We start from the raw sequence: 18500 nt of genomic DNA on the forward strand, positions 1-18500 counted from the left end.
ATCTTATTGCTTCAAATGCCTGAAATACATCGTTTTTAAATAAACCCAGACTAAAGCCAAAATAAAAAAGAATACCGCTCCCAGAACAATACCGGTCAGTATTTTAATTTCTGACTGCTCAAGTGGATAACGGGGCTTGTCTATGATCTGGATCAATGGCGTGTTATTTCTGTGGTTGATTTTGGCTATTTCCAGGTTTTTCACTACCTCTTCATATACTGCCGCAGCAGCCTGTATATCAATTTGCAGTTGCTTTGAGACAACCATTCCTTCCTGAAGCAGGGGGTTTGGATTGGGCACATTATCCTGAAACCGGGCCAGGTCCTTAATTTTATCATCAAGAACTGTTCTGACACTATCTGCCTGGTTTTGAAGTACCCGTAAGTTTTCCGCCGTCTTTTTTGTCTTCGTTCTCAGGTAAAAATCATTCACTGTTTCTACCAGATTTTCATTAAACACCTTTGCAAAAGGCTGGTCCTTTGAGGAAATGGTAACTTTGATGATATTCAGCTTGCGGTCGGGTTTATCCACCATCAGGTTTTCCTTTCGGATCAATTTCACCACTTCTCTGAGCACACTATCCTGCTGTATGGAAAAATCTTCTCTATTCAGAGAAAAGTCCAGGGCATCAAAATCCACTTCTTTTTCCCACTTTTCATCCAGTTCATGAAAACTAATAAACCTTTCCACCAGCAACTGCCCTCCTGCGCTGGTATCAAAGGCTGCCAGCAGGGTATTGGACAACATGGCGTCCGAGCGGTACAGTTCCATAATATTATCCCCTTTAAAGAGCCCGCTTTCAGAGCCAATTGAACCAAGGTTTAAACCCAGCATAGAGGCAATTCCCGAAATATTTCCCAAACCAGCCATATCTGACTGTTCCAGTACAAATGTGGTATCGGCATGGTAAACTGGCTTTTTTACGAGGGCAACAAGCAAGCCCAGCATTATACCAATCAAAACAAAAACAAGGAAGGTTCTGTAATGACGGATAAACACCATCAACCATTGACGTAGCCTGATCACAAGTTCCCTGAAGGTAATTTTATCATCCAAAATGTGGGGGTTCTCCTGCATCATCAATTGCTGTTTAGGATCTGAGTGATGACCAATGCTATGGTGGCCAGGCCTGTTGTCAGTCCTACCAAATCGCCTGGCCGGACGGGTATCCTGGGGCCTTTAGTAGGAACAATGATTTCGGATCCCGGTTCCACCGAGGGATAAATGTTAAAAAACAAATAGTTTTTTGTCCTGGCCACCTCTCCGTTGGCATAGACCACGTAGGTCCTTTTCCTTTTGGCCCGACTGTCAAAGCCCCCTGCCCTGTCAATATAATAGGGCAATCCGCGAAAATCTTCGTGTCGGACAGTAGTGGGATAAATCACGTCACCCCTTAAACGGACGGTCTGTAGCTGTCTCGGAACACTTAAAATATCCCCTTCCTCCAGGATGAGATCGAATTTTGAATCGGGGTTCCTTATAATTTCTTCCAGGTCTATGGCGATGGCTTCAGTTTCTTTTATTTTGATGGGATCTATTTCTTCCCGGGAGGCTGATATTTCATTTAAAAGGGTCCTTCTCGCATTGATGACACTTTCTTCCATTTCATTTTGGGTGGAATCCTTTTCTCCAAAAAGGTAGGCATTGATCCGATCGATCATTTGTTTTTGTGATTCTGTTGGTTCCTCATTTCCCCGGTTCAATCTTTCCAGGAGATTCAGCAAGTTTCTTTCCTTTCTTATGTTTTCCGATGCTGTCTGGTAAAATTCAGTGCGTCGAATGAGCGTGGCACCTTTGGGGTAGGCAAAAGCTGTTAACCCCCCCGCCCTTTCAATCAGGTCAGATATGCGCTCCTCAGCATCTTTGATGGCAAAGGTCCCCGGAGCGTTTACCTGACCTTCTATACTGGCCATCCTTTCCAGACTAAAATTTGTTTTCCGCCTGACGGTTAAATGGTCAAAAGGCATTAACCCTATGGGATTTTCCGAAAGTGCAAGGTCCTGTCTGACGGGCACAGGAATAATCCGGGCAAATTCCTTTCCATCCTGGTCAGCAGTCCTTCTGGCTATTTCAATATTTCCGACTGATGCGGCCTCTTTTAGTCCGCCAGCCATTAAAATAAGATCTTCAGATGTCATTTCACGGGAGTAAGGATAAGTCCCGGGATACAGTACTTCCCCAGAAACCTTAACATAAAACTCCTCACTCAATTGATAAATAGATGGGACATGTACCACATCCTCCTTCCTGAGGGGAATATCCGGAGAGATTCCGGTCTCAATGGCATTCAGGTCCACCTGTAACATGTTGGTTGTCAGGTCTTCATTTGTTCTCACGATATTTATTCGCTTCCTGTAAGCTTCTCCGCTAAGCCCCTCCGCTTTTTTGATCAATCCTGTGAGGGTAAGCCCTTCCTCATAGGCATAACTGCCTGGTCTGTATACAGACCCCTTTACCTGTACCCTATTGGTATACCTGTCCAGGACTTCACCTACTTTATACCGGTCCCCTCCTTTTGCTAAAAATAGAGAAAACTGTTCATTAAAAATGTCTGAAACCGCCTTCTCCTTATCCGTGAGCCGGGTTACGTTTACCCTTTCCCGATAAGCATTATCCGTAAATCCCCCGGCATAAGTGAGAATATTGGCAAAGGTTTCGTCCGGCTTAATCTCAAAAATTTTAGGACGTTTGACGGCTCCTTCTACCTTAACCCGCTCTAAATAGGGCTGAACCAATATTACGTCCTGATCCTGAAGGGGTACATTTAAGCTGGGATCTCCATTGATTAGGAAATCGTATATGTCAATTTCTGCAATTTCCTTATTTTGACGGATCAATTTTATTTCTCTTAAGGTTCCGTTTCTATTCGGGCCACCCGCAGCATACAATGCATTGAAAACAGTACTGAAAGCACTGAGGGTAAAAGTACCGGGCAGCCGAACCTCCCCTACCATATTCACTTTGATGGTTCTTACATTTCCCAAATTCACCTGTAAAAAAGTATTGGGGTTACTACCTCTTAATCCGGTATAAAAAACTGAAAGCCGGTTCTTTATGACAGCTGTTGCTTCATCAAGAGAAAGGCCCGATACATTAATAGGTCCTATATTTTCTAAAATTACCTGGCCTTCAGGAGTCACTGATGCCTTATAAAATTGCTCAGATTGGCCATAAACGTCCACATACAATTCATCTCCCGGACCCAAAATATAATTTCGGGGAGTGGCCATGTTCAAATTGGGTTCGAATGTGAGCCTTCTTTCCTTATTGTAAAAAATATCCAAGCCAAAAATGGGCTCTGTTTCTGGTGGAGTCGCATCCAATTCACTTTCTTGCGGGATGATCCCCTGAGTAATTTCGTTAAACCCTATTTGCCTTCTGGGGCTTCTTTTGTTTGGTGCCGTACCTGATTTCTGTCCTCCTTGCAAACCAATCACCATTCCTTGGAGGCGTTCTTTTAACTTGTCAATTTCTGATGCCGGCACACCCCTGAGTTGTGCCATTTGAAGTAATTCTGCTTCTGAGAGGCCTGCTTCTGTGGCTCTTTCCATTAAAACCTGAATTTGCTGGTCCGATAAATCATCGACTTTAATGGAGGAAATATCTCCCAGGGACTGAGCTCCCAAATTGAAGGGAAGGAATGAAAGCATTCCTATAATGAGCAACAAATTCAGGTTCAAAAGTCTACTTGAAATCATACCAGTGATTTTATCGTTTTTGCACAGCTTCGCCACCTCACCCACAATCTAATCAACAAGGGCCAGTTGGTTGGATTGAAAAAATCCCCAAAGCAAGCGTAAAGATAATTATTACTTTCTTTCTGGAACCGAAGTTTGGGTATTAAACCCGAAATATGCATGATAAATTCTATTGCAGTCTGATCTTGAGGTTCAGGGACAGCATCAACCAATACTTTAGAGATTTTAGCTTCACCATTTCGTTATTACAGCCAAATATCAATGCTGCCTGATTTTATTACAAAATAAATCTTTCCCGATAAGGGACAGGCCATAACCAACCCAAACAATATAAGCCTGATTAAAAAAAAATACCACCCTGAATTTCAATTCAAAGGCAAAAAAAAACAGGTTCCCGGAAGAACCTGCTTTTTCTAAAAAAACCCAATATAAAATTTAAGGAACTAAAACCTCATCAATCACATGGATCACACCGTTTGTTGCGTGTACATTCAGCAATTCAGGAACAAGACCTGATTCATTGATTTGAAGATCGGCCAGATTTACGATCAATTCTTCACCCTCAAGTAAGGTGGGCAACATGGCTCCTTCTCTCAAATCCTGAGAAAAAGCTCTGGCTGGTACAACGTGGTAGGTAAGCACATCTGTTAATGTCTCCAGAGGAATGTCTTCGTATCCGTCAACCTCAAGAGCCTCATATAAAGCTTCGAATGCCGCATCTGTAGGGGCGAAGACCGTTAAATTGTCATCAACTCCTCCACTGACTGCATCTACAAGATTTGCTCTGGTAAGCGCACCTACCAATTGCGTGAATTCAGGAGTTTCTGCTGTAGTATAACCTACAGCTATTTCAGCAATGGATTGGGTAGGTGGTGTAATCACATAATCCAATACGTGAATAATACCATTGTCAGCCATAATATCCGTTTCTACAACCTGGGCGTTACCGTTGATCCACACGTTGTCATCAGGATCCACGCTAACATAAAATGACGATTCATTCAAAGCGGTAACACTTCCAGCTTCTACAGCCGAGGCAGGAACTTCACCTTCTACAACATGATACGTCAAGATAGAAGCCAAGTCGGGAGAAGCCAGTAAGTCTTCTGCTGTCAACCCATTAGCAGTCAAATACGCTTCAAAAGCAGCATCCGTAGGTGCAAATACCGTAAATGGACCTTGCTCCAACAAGGCAGCGTCAAGTTCTGCTTCCAAAACAGCCGCCAGTAAGGTGGAGAAATTATCATTTCCCATTACGATATCAGCAATGGTATTGCTTTCTTCTTCTGGCATCAACACCCCATCGATTACATGAATCACGCCATTGGAAGCATTTAAATCACCGGTAGTTACCTCGATATCTTCATTGATAGTGATAGTTCCATCAGAAACCATAAAATTCAAGCTTTCCCCTTCCAATAAAGTAGGTACTTCTCCTGTACTCACCTGGGAGGATAAAACCCTTCCACTTACCACGTGATACAATAAAATATCACGCAGATCTTCGACAGGTACATCATTCACATCTGTGATCCCAGCATCTGTAAAGGCTTGATTGGTAGGTGCAAAAACCGTAAAAGGTCCTGCAGCTCTCAAATCATCTACCAGATCTGCCCTTTGTATGGCGGCTACCAATGTAGAGAATTGGTTATTACCCGAAGCCAGATCAATGATATCTTCTTCTTCAGGCGGCTCAGGTGTAGGATCATCATCCGAACAACTTACAGCGAAAAGTACTCCTACTACCATTAGCAGGGGCAACATTAATTTTCTTTTGAGCAATGTGATTTCCATAGTAAATATTGGTTTAGTTATAAATTAAAAACATGAACACAACTGATCCTAAGCCTGATAGTTATACATTTTGGTATGAATGATATATTTTGGTTAACAAACGACATGATTATTTGGGTTTATTTATCTGTATATACAGTTAAGTAAAAAGACTACGCTATATCCTTCAGGAGGGAAAGAACGTTTACTGATCATAGTGCATAAAATGATTAAATTTCTGGTCTTTAAACCTACCTTTGTTTGCATGAAAAAAATAACACTCCCTGCATTAACCTTCTTCTCCGTATTGGCTATTATCAGCTGCAACCGAACTAAGGACACCTGCGAATTGCCGGAAGCATATTTAAAAATCCCGGTTGATTTGGAGATTGTGAGGATGGAGGATTTGTATTTTGAGGAGTTAACCCGGGAAAAGCTACTCTACAACCAGGAAAAATATCCTGAGTTCTCTGCGGCCATGTTTGATAATATGGGATTCCAAAATCAGGACCAAATGGTAGATGAGTTGCTCAAGATACATGGAGACAGTGGCATGCAAGATTTATATCAGGAGGTAAAGGTACATTTTGACAATATCGAAAATATTGAGGAGTCTTTGGAAAATGCCTTTCGGGGAATCAAACACCATTACCCTGACTTTAAAATCCCACAAGTATATACCTTTGTAACCGGTTTTGGCAGTGACCTGATCATCAATGAGGACATCATTGTCATTGGTCTGGACTATTTTCTTCCGGAAGATCATCCTTTTCAACCTGTAGACCTTCCCTATTACATCTTAAAAAGATACAACGAACAGCACCTTGTCCCAACAATAGTCACTGCTCTTTCCTCTCAGTTCAATCATATCGATGTGAAAGACAGGACGCTTTTGGCAGAAATGATATTTTATGGAAAAGCCTATCATTTTACCAAAACCATCCTCCCCTGCACGCCAGATGAATACATTATCGGCTATGAAACTAAGGAAATACTTGGCAGTTATGCCAACGAGGAGATGATTTGGGGGCATTTTATAGAAAATGAATTGCTCTATGAAACCAATCCCTTTGAGATCCGAAGGTATACTGGTGAGGCCCCTTTTACCGATGTGATCAGTCCGGATGCACCCGGAAGAATCGGCAGATGGCTGGGTTGGAACATCGTGGATGATTACCTGATCAACAATGATCTCAGTCTTCAGGAACTAATGGAGCAAGACGATGCCCGGGAGATTTTCAGCAAGTCAGGGTACAAGCCCCGGTGATGTTGAGCCTGAAGGATTTCCAAGTCCCTTCACTATTTTCAATATCCGGGAAATCATGAGATGCTTATCAAAACGCTCTTCGGCCAGCTTCCTGGCCTTTAGGTTCATTTCATTCATCAATTGAGGAGAATTCTCCAGGTTTTCAAGTGAACCTATCAACGATTCGTGATTGAAGCAGTCATGGTAAAAACCTATACCATTCCCTTCAATCATTTCCCAAATCCAACCCTTGAAATTCACCACTACAGGCAAACCCATGGCCAGGGCATCAAAAAATTTGTTGGGACTACTAAGTTCCAGCACCTTGAGGGGCAAAAAGGAAATGTAGGCAAAATCTGCTTTTTTCATGCGCTCTCTCACCTCAGCTTTATCTCCAAAAGGGAGGAATTCCACCCGGTCGAGTGCATTTGCTTTCGCGTCTCTTTTCAAAGCCTCCAGTTGATTTCCTTTTCCCATTAACTGAAACCGCCAGTTTTTACGGTGTTTTGTTGCCGCAGCGGCCAATTCCAAATACTGGTAAAGCCCATTTACCTGCCCAATAGCACCTGCATAGATGAGGGTCAATGGTTGGCTTACAAAATCCCTGCTTTGCGTTTCCATTTCTTTTCTGCTGAAAAAATCCGTATCCGAAAAGTTTGGTACCATTTCCACACTTTTCTCAGGAACTAGTTTTTTGACATAGTCTTGAATACCAGGAGATAGCGCCACTATCCCTCTTGCTTTCCGGTAGATTTTATATTCCAGGCCATAGAGCCACTTTTTCAATAAACGATTCTGAATTTGCTTCACCTGAACCGGAGCTTCAGGCCAGAGGTCTCTAACCTCAAATACAAAGGGAATACTCCACTTTTTCCTTGCCCAAATGCCTATTTCCCCTGTAGACAGGGGCGTAGAAGTGATGTAAAACAAATCCGGCAAATCCTCCTTTTTGATTAAGCTTTTGGCTTGCCTGACAAAGGAATAAAAGGACCATAGCCTTTGTAAAGTATTGAACTTATTGTCGTAGGAAACGGGCAAAAGGTGAACTTTTACCTTTCCATCCCAGCGAATACCATAATTCTTCCCATTATAAGCCGTAATCACCTCTACTGTCAACCCTTCAGCAGACATGCCCTGGGTCAAATGGTAAGATCTGATTGCTCCTCCCTGACCTGGGGTAAGGTAATACTGATGAATATAAATAATCCTCATAATCGGTTGGCTTTCATCCATCCGGACAATAAAAAGACATTGAATAAAAGTAAAAAATGTTCTGCTATATAATTTTCAGGCTTTTTGACAAGGTCCCGCCACTCCAACGGTACCAGTTCCGAATGAAACTGGCCAAATTCCCTTATTGCGGACAAGACACTATTCCTGAATTCAGGATGCCTGGTAAGCCATTCTATAAGGGGCAAGCCAAAGCCAAGTTTCCTCCGATTGGCAAACTTTTCCAGGCCATTTTTTTTCAGGATAGATTTGATCCAAAATTTGGATGTTGTTTGCAATAATTCCTGTTCACTTAATCTGTTACTAAAATCCACCACTTGCCAATCCAAAAACGGTGCCCTCCCTTCAATGCCTTGGGACATACAGGCATTGTCATGAATTTTCAACAAATCCTGCACCAGATAAATCTTTCTGTCCCATTCCAATGCATTTTTAAAATGATCCTTCCCCACTGGATAGAAAGGGTCAAGGACCCCTGCCAATGCATCAGGAAGTGGATTCAGAGCAGCAAAGTTCATGAAAGTCCTTTGGGCTGTATCCTCTATGGAAGATAAAAACTTTTTCCTGCCCCTACCCCAAACAGGTACACGGCTGAGAAGGGAAGCTGCAAATAGCCAAAAATCGGGGTGTTTCAGGAATTTCCTGAAGGCAATGTGCCGGTTATAACCCGAAAAAAGCTCATCTGCCCCTACCCCACTAATCAGAATTTTTACTGATTCCCGGGCTTTTTTGGCAACAGCCCATGTGAGAAAGCCCGCACTATCGCCTACTGGCTGATCCAGTGTACGGATATATTCCGGCCAGTTTTCCAAAAACCATTCCGGCGAAATCCTAACCTCATGATGCAGCCCACCAAATTTTCTGGCCAGCAATGAAGCAAACTCAGGATCCTTGTATTTTCTATTGTAAGGATATTCAAAACCAACCGTAAAGGTAGGTAATGAAGTGCCCGTTTCCTTATACCATAGATGGTACAATAGGGTACTGTCGGCACCGCCACTCAGGATCAAACCCACCGGCACATCTGCATGAAAATGCTTCAATACCGCATCGGTCAAAACTTCTTCAAAGGAGTTGACATTTAGCGCTGGTTTTTGATCTGAAACAAGCAAATCAATGTGTTTTGACCGGGTTTGACCGGCATCCAAATCGAATTCCCTCAACTCCCCTGCTGCCAGCTCTTCAATCCCGGAATAAAAGGAATGCCGGGGCATAGCATGTCGCAGGTAGAAATAGGGCAGAACCTGATATTTATCGATTTTCTTAGGAAAAAGACCCGATGCCAGCAGACAGCGGCATTCTGAGGAACAGACCAGGCTGTATTCGTTCCTGGCAAAATACAGGGACTTCATTCCAAGAGGGTCTCTACCCAATAAAACCTTGTTTTCATGCACAAAAGCGAAGGCATACATGCCCTGAACCAGTTTTACCCCATCCTTTCCTTTTTTGAGTAACCATTCCAACAAGACTTCCCCATCAGAAGTACTTTTGAATTTCACCCCTTCTTGGATCAGTTGATTTCTTAAATCCTGGTAATTGTATAAAAAACCATTCCAGGAAAGGAATGCGCCGCTTTCTTTATGGAAAAGGGGTTGGTTGGCCTCTTCCCGTAGATCCAGGGTTTTTAGCCTGTTTGCTGCCAGGTAGACCCCAGCTGCAACTTTTTCCCAGGAGGAATGGTCAGGCCCCCTGTGTTGGCATGCCTGCATCATGGCAGTAATGTGATCTTCGTTTTTACCGGAAGTACTCACCAAAAGGTGTACGCCACACATGTCAGGTACCTTTGGTTTTGTTTTTGGTGATTACTTCCAGGTCTGTTTGGACCCTGTTTTTTTCGAAATACCGGCAAATGAACGTAATGGAACATTCCTGGCACTTTGGTTTTCTGGCCAGGCATACATATCGTCCATGAAGGATCAGCCAATGATGCGCCTGGTGTATGACTTCTTTCGGAAGGTGCCTGATCAGGTTTTTTTCTACTTCCAGAGGGGTTTTAGCACGCTGTGGTACCAGCCCCAATCTTTTGGATACCCTGAAAACATGCGTATCCACTGCCATATTGGGCTGGTTCCAGATCACACTGGTGATGACATTGGCTGTTTTCCTACCCACACCCGGTAATTTCATCAATTCCGGTACGGTGGACGGAACCTCCCCGTCAAATTCTTCCACAAGCATCTTTCCCAGGCCCAACAGGTGTTTGGTTTTGTTATTCGGGTAGGAGACGGAACGGATATAGGGAAACAATTGATCAAAGTCACTGGCTGCAAGATGGGCCGGGCTGGGAAAATCCCTGAATAGGGCAGGAGTAACCATGTTGATCCGCTTATCCGTGCATTGGGCACTCAATACCACTGCAAGAAGGAGCTGATAGGGCGATTCGTAATGGAGTTCTGTCTCTGCAACCGGCATGTTTTCAGAAAAATGATCAACGAAAGCCTTATACCTATCTTTTATTAACATATTAGCTTAAAATAAATTTTTCTTTCTAAATATCCAGAAACGAAATCAATCAGCGGTTGTGAGGAGATTTTCTTCATAAAAAAACCTACCGTTAGCTGCTAACGGTAGGTGGAATAAGTTTTTTGTTGGTGTTAAACTTTTTCCAGTCCACGGGACCGGGCCCTTTTTTTAATGGCGTAAACAATGCTCTCAGAGGGTTCAAGAAGCAATTGATCCAGTTTTTCTACAGTACTTAGCAGGTCAATGTATTCCTGCATCAGTAAGGGGTCTTTTTTTAAAGATTGCATCAATGTTTCATTCTCTTCCTCCGTCATTTCCTGATAAATAAATCTTATCAGCTCACTTTGGGTAAAAGATTTGGTCATAGGCGATATTTATTTGTTTAAGTTTCTTTCTTAGATTGATAAGCGCATAGCGCATCCTTCCCAAAGCTGTATTGATACTCACTCCCGTCTGCTCAGCAATTTCCTGGAAACTTAAATCCATGTAATGCCTCATGATCAGTACCTGCTTCTGACTTTCCGGCAATTCATCAATTAATTGTCTGACCAATTCGTAAGTTTCATCCCTGACCTTCATGTCTTCCACATTTTGTTCAGCAAAATGCATGGTATTGAAAACATTCGATCCATCTTCCATCACTACTGTGGGATAGCGTCTCATTTTCCTGAAATGATCAATGGCCAGGTTGTGAGCAATCCGCATCAACCAAGGTTGAAACTTCCCTTCCTCATTGTACCTGTCAGAATTGAGTGTCTGAACAACTTTTACAAATACATCTTGCAATAGATCCTCAGCCACGCCTTGCTCCTTCACTATCATCAATATGGTTGTATATACTTTGGTCTTGTATTTATCAACTAACCTTTCAAAGGCCACTTCACTTCCATTTCTATACTGTGAAATCAATTCACTGTCTTTAGGTCCTACCCTTTTGCTCATAAAACTGATGTTTAAATAACGTAGAGTTTTATCCCATATTGTGGCTTTTACGGTCGATTAATGTTTCTTGTGTTTTCAAATGTATATAATAGGATAAAACAACGCAATCTATTTTGTATTTTTTTATAATAAATAGCATCCTAAAAAAAGGAGGTCAGAAGATTATACTTTTTGTTAAATTTTTAACCAAATACAATACTGATCTTTTATGCCACATGATAAAATACAACAATTACAATACCAATATTGTTATTTTAGCCATTTAGGAATTGTCTAAATCTGGCACCTTGGTGAATCCTTTCGCCAAAATACTATAAACCGTACCTACCAAGCCCAAAATACCACTAATATAGGCAGATGTCTCGTTCAAAATATTCGGGTCGTAAAAACTAATCAATGCAATACAAATCAATACAAAACTAAAAACTGCTGCCTGAATCATTTTTGCATTGCCAGACTTTCTTTCATCTTGCTTGAACCTGGACAGGTCTTCTTCACTTACAAACAGGCATACAAAGTTTCTAAAGCTCTTGGAAAAAAGCACTAAACCGTCCCTTCCGGTATTCATCTTGATAATACCTTTTTGGATCAGGGCCGTCATGGTTTCCCTGTTAAAAAAATTGATAAATCCCTCAGTTGCATAGTTGTAAACCATTTTCCTTTCCTTAAGGCTTAATTCTGCCCAAATATTTAAAAAATAGGCCTTATTATATCTTTGGATTGAAAGGATACACTTTTCATATCTTTCCAGAGACAAAGGCTGTTCCAATGGATCACGCGACAACTCTTCCGTAATTAGTGAGGCCATGGCATGCGCATTCGGACCATAGGCTATTTCAGTTGCCAGTTCCAATGTCTTTGGATCATTGAACAAAACACTTTCCGCCCTGTGCTTAAAATGCTTTCTTTCATCCATATCCAATAGCTCCCATTCCAGCTCAATATAGGGAAGGGTAATGGCTTCATTTTGGAAATCCAATGGCACATACTGGAACAGGTATTCAGAAAAAACCTCTGTGATCATTAAACGTTGCTGCTTTGGGGTATCTGCCCTTAAAATTTCCTGAAGAGGTTTTCCGGAAGTCACAAAAAAGCAATGACTTTTTCCGGAGTATTTTTTCCGAAAAGTCAAAATTGCCTGCAATACCCCTTCCGCATTACCCAGACAATGCAGGTTTTCTAACACTACCCCCTTGTGGTGCGGCTCAGGGGCAGGCATTTCCAGGGAATCTTCCCCTGCATTAATGAACAACAGTTCTTCTGAGGTCAAACCAAATTCATGGCAAATCCATGCCCTGGACCGCAGGGCATCAACCCCTATGATAAAGCTGTATTTTTGTTTCCTGGCAGCATGTGGAAGGGAGGACGACCCATAGGCAAAGTGGTAATCGATAAGGTAAATCTTATTGCCAAGCCTCATGATCATATGGAAAAGCCAAATCAAAACCAGAAACAAGGGAAGCAAAAGCAGCAAGTTGGATTTTAGGATTTCTCCAAAAAAACCTTTTTTAAAAAATTCACCAAGAACAAAATTCGGTGGCCGTTTAAAGGCTTTTACCAGTACTTCATGTGGTGGGGCGATGAAATCCCTGATCAACTCATCATCCTGATTGGAGAACCTTCCAAAATTGGTCCTTCTGAATTCCTCGTGGATACCAATCAATTCCAAATAAAAAGCATCAGTGATACTATTCCCCTGAACTTCTCGTTCTTCTTCGCTACTGATTTGATCCCAAATAAACTTTTCCTGATTAAATATTTGCCTGTGAATAAAATAGCCTGGTAAAAAGCCAATGATGAGCAACCACAGCAGAAAATTCAGGGCATAAACCCTTTTATCCACGTGCACACCGGTTAGCTTATTCCAAAAATCGTTGAGCCAGCGATGCACCTTTCCAATCTTACTGTCCGGGGACCACATATCCGGTGCCAACCTGGGAAATTTTCCTGTATTGGAGAGGTAATGACAGAGTACCTGCAAGGATCCCATCAGGATAAGCACAAGAATGGAAAGTGAAAAATAAAAAGGTTCAATGCTACCTCGGGACAAAAAAACCAACAGATAGGCCAAAATCAGCCAAAGCAAGGTCACCATGATCAAAAACCCATTGATGTTTTTCTTTTGAGCACCAGTTCCTGAAGTAGATAACATCAAAAAATTACAGGTTCCGGATTGAATGGCAAAAAGAGCAGACCAAAGATAAATATTGAATATGCTCAAAGGTAAAAAAAGATACACCCCCACAAAGAGGATCAAATCAAAAAACAAAATCACATTCAACCATATGAATTTGGTTCTTTTAGCGGGGGAAGGGCTGTACCAGGCAAAGGAAAAGTCCTCAAAGGCCAGGTAAATACTAGATTTATTGGTGATTAGCGTTAAAAGACCAAGCAATACCAAAACCAACAAATAGGGCAGAAATACGGTGATGGCTTCAAGGGAGGCCAGGGAATGCAAGGTATGCTGCAGGTTTTTATCTTCCAGGTACAACACCCAATTTTCAGCTACAAATTGCCCCGAAGGTATCCGACTCAATAAAGCCTCATATTCATGGCCATTTACATAAATGGGGGTCTTCCAAACATGTTCATAGGCGGCATTTTGATTATTGCCCATCAAAGTTCTGATTTCCTGCCACTTTTGTTCTCCCACCCCTTCCTGCAGGTAATTAATGGGAATATTAACTTTTTGGCTTTTCAGGAGTACCTTTCCATCAGGCTTGAAAATAAAAAACCTTTGGTTTTGACTGATTTTCGGGGAAAGGGAATCAAGGCTAAAGGTCAATGCATAGCCCAGACTACCCGCCCGCTTGCTAATGACCCCCTCCAGATTGCCAGTAGATTTGGAAAAATGCGCACTGATAAAATGCTTTTCCGTGGATTCGGGAAGAGCTTGCACATAATCCCTGTTTGCAATGGAAACAAAAGGGAAATCACCAAAATCTATTGAACCATCCACGGCTGTGGTATCCGGTATGAGCATGGTCTGAATGTTTCCCCTCAAATCAAATTCAAGAAATTCGTTGACATTATTTTTCCTGTTCAGGGATTGAATTACAGTATCAGAGCCAATACTGCCCCTTTCCAAATGAATTCTGAACCGGTCCAATGACGATTTCAAACTGTCAATTTGTTCGGAAAATGAAAATTTCAAATCCCGGACGTACTGGTCGGAAGGAATATGGCTCCGGTAATTCTGAACCAGAGAAAACGAAAAAAAGCCCAAAATCACCATCACCACAATCAAGGATAAGCCCAGGCCCAACACTCTTTTTTTTGTCAGAACATCTCCGTCTCCCAGATTAAATATACTGATGATGGGGATGGAGACAAAAATCAATAACAACAGGGTAAGAAATGTACTGAGTACCTTGAAGTTGATCTTTAGCGCCACACTTTCAAACTGAGATTTTTCCTTGGTGCCCAGCAAATAAAAAACCTGGTTACCTATCACTGCGGGAGATAAAAACCCCTGGTATTCATCCCCGGAAATGCTGATGGTAAGCTCCCTTTCTCCAACATTTAGCTTTCCTTTCAGGGAATCCGTATCAATGACGGGAAGGCCCGCCACCTCATTGGGGTAAATGGCGGCACCCGTACTATCCAGGACAAACAACCTGTCAAAAAATAAACTTTGAATATTGTTTTCCATGAGGGAATAAACCGGAACGGAATGGTCTACTTCAAATCCTCTACCCACCAAACTATTCCTTTCAAATGTTTGGCCCAATACCTCTCCTATTTTTTCCGCAAGCAAAATATTATTCAATTCAGGTAGGTCTCCTGACCGGGTCGTATCATCCAGAAAAAACCGAAACCCTTTTACTTTAATCAGAAAGGCCGAATCCTTTTTTGCCAGGGAAATACCATCCTGAGCAAAAATTTGCCTGTCCTGGGAAGGGTCCTCCTGGAGATTTTTAATTTTTTCTATTCCAAATTTCGGTTTTCTATCAATCAGGCCTACCATTTGAGCAGCAGCACTTTGCCCCTGTCCTCCACCCCAGGTATAAAAGTTCCTTTTAAAGTACCCCTCCAACTGAACGTGGTAATTGTAGAAAGCATCAATAAAATTATGCTTGGCCAGGTAGATGGCTTTGATCCCCTGGGATTCAAGCTGTGATTGATTGGTTTTGGAGTGTTGATAAAGGTAGGCACCGATCAGCAACATGCTCCCAAAAATCAAAATCCAAATGCGTAAATCCTTGAACTTCATATCGGTGGACCCTAATTTGCCTGATGGCTTCAATTTAAGGAAAACACCTTACAATAAAAACTTTAATTTTGAACAGTTCAGAAATAAGGGGGATTATTCTTTTACCAGGTTTATATTTGAAGAAAACCTGCTGCTTATTGGCTATTTTATTGGGTTTTATTCCCCGGCCGGATCCGCATCCTTTTTATTCATCCATGAGGGGGCAGTACCAAACCACAATACCGTTCCGATCAACATCAGAAGTTTACAGGTATCTGCAGACATATAGGTGCCAAAAACTAGAATCGCAGGAATGATATTCAGGCCCAGGCCCAGAAAAGAAATAATTTTTATCAGCAGCTTCATTTTTTCTGAATAATTTTAGCGGTAACAACATATACCAGTACGGCAACAAACCATCCCGGGAGGCCCAGGAAAAATATTTCAATACCCATGACCAGATTCAGTAGCAGACAGAAAGCCAAAGTAATCAACCAGGTCAGGGCCACTGACCAGTTCAGGGAAGTACCCCTGGCTTCAGCATAGTTGGATTGAAGTCCAATTTTTTCCAGCAGGTAAACATCTATGAAAATCACGGCTCCAACCGGCATTAGGATCAACCCGTACAGGGCTACAAATTCCAGCAGCATCATGACCAGGGCAGGGAAACAGGCAGCAATAGTGGTAAACAAGCCTACGAATAGGGTCACTTTCCAGGTTTTCCATTTAGGATTGATGGACTGTATTGCCAGACCGGCCCGGTAAAGGGTAGGATTGGCGGTAGTCCAGCCTGCAATCACGACGCATATCGCTCCTGCCACTCCTACCGCACTGTAGGCGATAGGACCCGGGGCAAACGTGAGACTTCCTTCAGATTCGATCAAAAACAAGGAGTACAATATCCCGGAAGCAATCCAGGCAATGAAATGTCCCAAAAAGACGCCAGTAGCTGAGGAAAAACCAACCTGCCATTTTTTGGCATACCTTAATAAGGACAGATCCGCCATACCGATATGCATGGCCATATTGCAAAACCAGGCGAAGAACAGGATGTGCCAGAAACCAAATTTACTTTGACCCTCTAAGGGAGTACCGGTCCAAATAGTACTTTCTGCTACTGACCAGAAAGAGCCAACTTCTGTTACACCCAACCTGGGTAAAACTGCCAGGGCAGCTGCTATAAACACCATGATCATCCAGGGAGCTGCCACCATGGCAAACTTGGATACCTGATCAAAGCCGAACATGGCTATGACGGTAGTCACTGCCCCCACTGCAAAAACCGTGGTCACCCAACCCACGTTGTTGGGATAAATATCTGTCAACTGTGGCATGGTCATGTCAAAAGGAATACCTACTGCCGTAGCTGCCACTGCAATCATGGAGCCTGCCAGAAAACAAAACAAACCCGCATTTACCAGGTTATAGATCAGCGTAAATTTCTTTCCTGCGATTTTTTCCAATAAAAAATAAAGCGTAACCCTGGTCTTTACGGCAATTTTTGCGGTAAGAAATGCCCAGCTTAACACTGCCAGAATATTTCCCAGGATCAACCCGGTTACCAGGTCAATGGCACTTGCCCCGTGCGCTACAAACAAGGGCCCGATTACGAATTCGGTACCAGCAGTATGCTCCCCCGCATAAGTTCCTAAAAAACTCCGCCAGCCTTTAAGCTTGTTATTAGGTATAGCTTGTTGCTCGTATTCATTTACTGCATTTAAACGGGCTACAAGACTTTTTCTGTTTTCCATAAATAAGGTGGGGTAATTAAGCTTTTATTGAGATTCAGTGAATTTTAGATAATAGTAATTCATTGACTTCGGGAATAGGTTTATCCTTACAGGAAACCAAAATTCAAAACAACGATTGATCGACACGCCATTTGGCCTGCCTAAACTGATCCCCTGTTGATGAATTTGAAAACATTTTTAACCGATTCCCTCTTATTTTTCTTGATCATGTATGCCGCGGTCTCTCCCATCAGCTTGAAATCAGTGGAAATAACTGTGATACCCAAAAGCTCTTTCAATGGGGTGTCGTTATAGGATATAATTCCGATTTCCCTGCCCAATTCATAATGTTGCTCTCTGACCTGTTTGACGAGGTTTACGAGATCATTTTCCTCTATGACCACAAAGGCATCTTTTGGCCTGAGCTCCATTTCCGGATACACTGTTTCCAAAACTTCGAAATCAAAATCAAAATCCTGGCAGAATTTTTTAAACCCCATGAGTATTTCTTTGGGATAAGGGTAAACGGTTTCCAAAGGGTAAACAAGCATGAGCTTTTCATAATGCTGCAATTGAAAAATACCTTCACAAAGCGCATTATAAATGTCATTCTTAAAATCCTGATAGATGGCCGACACACTTTCACCCAATTGAGGGATTTGATTGTCCATGATGATCAATTTTTCATTGGGTATCTTTTTAAGACAGCGCATCACCTCCTCATCCAAATTGTAATGCCCCTCATGCTCACTTTTAAAATGGGGCATCAGCACATAATAGTCATAGGCTCCCATGTTTTCATTTAAAATATTCTTCAGTAATCTGGGGTCACAATGATAAATATGCAAATCCACCTGCGCATCAGCCCCCATGCTGTCGATAAAGGAATTATAGGTTTTGAGTTTATAGTTACTCAGCTTGTTCAATAAAAAAAGTACGCTTAATCTGGATGTGGATATATTTTTGGCCACATAGTAACCTTTACCTTTAACGGAAAGGATAATTTTCTTCTCCTTCAGCTGGTTGTAGGCTTTTTCTACTGTATCCCTGGAAAGGTAATGCTCTTCACTGATTTCGTTAATAGAAGGAATTTTATCCCCGACCAGCAAATGGGCATTTTCTATGTCTTCAATGATGGAATTGACGATCTGCTGATATTTGGGTATTCGTGAATTTTCATCCAGACGAACAAGAGTCTTTACTTCATTCATGGGTTCAGGTTATTT

The 18500-nt window shown here is 42.1% G+C and carries 13 protein-coding genes; 1 reads left to right on the forward strand and 12 read right to left on the reverse strand.

The genetic code is table 11. From position 1 onward, the window contains the following. Positions 1–3: 3 nt before the first annotated feature. The 3 genes from G9Q97_RS16700 to G9Q97_RS16710 all read right to left on the reverse strand — a co-directional run bounded on the left by G9Q97_RS16700 (position 4) and on the right by G9Q97_RS16710 (position 5492). Entirely contained in the window at positions 4–1080 is a 1077-nt protein-coding gene (locus G9Q97_RS16700; protein ID WP_317168773.1) for a GumC domain-containing protein, read from the reverse strand. Then, positions 1080–3698, reverse strand: a complete 2619-nt coding sequence (locus G9Q97_RS16705; RefSeq protein WP_166148863.1) for an SLBB domain-containing protein — start codon at positions 3696–3698, stop codon at positions 1080–1082. Before G9Q97_RS16705 ends, G9Q97_RS16700 begins: the two co-directional genes overlap by 1 nt. A gap of 435 nt (positions 3699–4133) precedes the next feature. Continuing rightward, positions 4134–5492, reverse strand: a complete 1359-nt coding sequence (locus G9Q97_RS16710; protein ID WP_222852014.1) for a fasciclin domain-containing protein — start codon at positions 5490–5492, stop codon at positions 4134–4136. Positions 5493–5736: 244 nt separating this feature from the next. Here G9Q97_RS16710 and gldB point away from each other — a divergent pair, with 244 nt between their 5' ends. Then, entirely contained in the window at positions 5737–6738 is a 1002-nt protein-coding gene (gene gldB, locus G9Q97_RS16715; protein WP_166148865.1) for a gliding motility lipoprotein GldB, read from the forward strand. On the opposite strand, the gene G9Q97_RS16720 is transcribed toward gldB, so the two are convergent. The 9 genes from G9Q97_RS16720 to G9Q97_RS16760 form a co-directional block, all read right to left on the reverse strand. Then, on the reverse strand, positions 6718–7929 hold the full coding sequence (locus G9Q97_RS16720) for a glycosyltransferase family 4 protein (RefSeq protein WP_166148867.1): 1212 nt from the start codon (positions 7927–7929) through the stop codon (positions 6718–6720). The two genes, gldB and G9Q97_RS16720, sit on opposite strands and share 21 nt — an antisense overlap. Continuing rightward, on the reverse strand, positions 7926–9719 hold the full coding sequence (gene asnB / locus G9Q97_RS16725) for an asparagine synthase (glutamine-hydrolyzing) (RefSeq protein WP_166148869.1): 1794 nt from the start codon (positions 9717–9719) through the stop codon (positions 7926–7928). The genes G9Q97_RS16720 and asnB overlap by 4 nt, the downstream gene beginning before the upstream one ends. Before the next feature lies 1 nt (position 9720). Continuing rightward, positions 9721–10410, reverse strand: a complete 690-nt coding sequence (nth, locus tag G9Q97_RS16730) for an endonuclease III (RefSeq protein ID WP_166148871.1) — start codon at positions 10408–10410, stop codon at positions 9721–9723. Between the two features lie 131 nt (positions 10411–10541). Then, positions 10542–10775: a hypothetical protein gene (locus G9Q97_RS16735; protein ID WP_166148873.1), complete on the reverse strand. Its 234-nt coding sequence runs from the start codon at positions 10773–10775 to the stop codon at positions 10542–10544. After that, on the reverse strand, positions 10750–11352 hold the full coding sequence (locus tag G9Q97_RS16740) for an RNA polymerase sigma factor (RefSeq protein WP_166148875.1): 603 nt from the start codon (positions 11350–11352) through the stop codon (positions 10750–10752). The genes G9Q97_RS16735 and G9Q97_RS16740 overlap by 26 nt, the downstream gene beginning before the upstream one ends. 262 nt (positions 11353–11614) lie before the next feature. Beyond that, positions 11615–15565 carry a hypothetical protein gene (locus G9Q97_RS16745; protein ID WP_166148877.1) on the reverse strand — a complete coding sequence of 1317 codons (3951 nt, stop codon included), beginning with the start codon at positions 15563–15565 and terminating at the stop codon, positions 11615–11617. A gap of 156 nt (positions 15566–15721) precedes the next feature. Further along, positions 15722–15910, reverse strand: coding sequence for a hypothetical protein (locus G9Q97_RS16750; protein WP_166148879.1), 189 nt, complete (start codon positions 15908–15910; stop codon positions 15722–15724). Continuing rightward, positions 15907–17295 carry a purine-cytosine permease family protein gene (locus G9Q97_RS16755; RefSeq protein WP_166148881.1) on the reverse strand — a complete coding sequence of 463 codons (1389 nt, stop codon included), beginning with the start codon at positions 17293–17295 and terminating at the stop codon, positions 15907–15909. The genes G9Q97_RS16750 and G9Q97_RS16755 overlap by 4 nt, the downstream gene beginning before the upstream one ends. 140 nt (positions 17296–17435) lie before the next feature. Further along, complete coding sequence (locus G9Q97_RS16760) at positions 17436–18485, reverse strand: GntR family transcriptional regulator (RefSeq protein ID WP_166148883.1); 1050 nt, start codon at positions 18483–18485, stop codon at positions 17436–17438. Positions 18486–18500 lie beyond the last annotated feature (15 nt).

The organism is Cyclobacterium plantarum (assembly GCF_011290685.1).
Classification (GTDB): domain Bacteria; phylum Bacteroidota; class Bacteroidia; order Cytophagales; family Cyclobacteriaceae; genus Cyclobacterium; species Cyclobacterium plantarum.

What these genes read in the sequence shown, in the direction of transcription:
- gldB (WP_166148865.1), top strand. Translation starts at nt 5,737, where the DNA reads ATGAAAAAAATAACACTCCCTGCATTAACCTTCTTCTCCGTATTGGCT.
- G9Q97_RS16750 (WP_166148879.1), bottom strand. Translation starts at nt 15,910, where the DNA reads ATGAAGCTGCTGATAAAAATTATTTCTTTTCTGGGCCTGGGCCTGAAT.
- G9Q97_RS16705 (WP_166148863.1), bottom strand. Translation starts at nt 3,698, where the DNA reads ATGATTTCAAGTAGACTTTTGAACCTGAATTTGTTGCTCATTATAGGA.
- G9Q97_RS16700 (WP_317168773.1), bottom strand. Translation starts at nt 1,080, where the DNA reads ATGATGCAGGAGAACCCCCACATTTTGGATGATAAAATTACCTTCAGG.
- asnB (WP_166148869.1), bottom strand. Translation starts at nt 9,719, where the DNA reads ATGTGTGGCGTACACCTTTTGGTGAGTACTTCCGGTAAAAACGAAGAT.
- G9Q97_RS16755 (WP_166148881.1), bottom strand. Translation starts at nt 17,295, where the DNA reads ATGGAAAACAGAAAAAGTCTTGTAGCCCGTTTAAATGCAGTAAATGAA.
- G9Q97_RS16740 (WP_166148875.1), bottom strand. Translation starts at nt 11,352, where the DNA reads ATGAGCAAAAGGGTAGGACCTAAAGACAGTGAATTGATTTCACAGTAT.
- G9Q97_RS16760 (WP_166148883.1), bottom strand. Translation starts at nt 18,485, where the DNA reads ATGAATGAAGTAAAGACTCTTGTTCGTCTGGATGAAAATTCACGAATA.
- G9Q97_RS16720 (WP_166148867.1), bottom strand. Translation starts at nt 7,929, where the DNA reads ATGAGGATTATTTATATTCATCAGTATTACCTTACCCCAGGTCAGGGA.
- nth (WP_166148871.1), bottom strand. Translation starts at nt 10,410, where the DNA reads ATGTTAATAAAAGATAGGTATAAGGCTTTCGTTGATCATTTTTCTGAA.
- G9Q97_RS16735 (WP_166148873.1), bottom strand. Translation starts at nt 10,775, where the DNA reads ATGACCAAATCTTTTACCCAAAGTGAGCTGATAAGATTTATTTATCAG.
- G9Q97_RS16710 (WP_222852014.1), bottom strand. Translation starts at nt 5,492, where the DNA reads ATGGAAATCACATTGCTCAAAAGAAAATTAATGTTGCCCCTGCTAATG.
- G9Q97_RS16745 (WP_166148877.1), bottom strand. Translation starts at nt 15,565, where the DNA reads ATGAAGTTCAAGGATTTACGCATTTGGATTTTGATTTTTGGGAGCATG.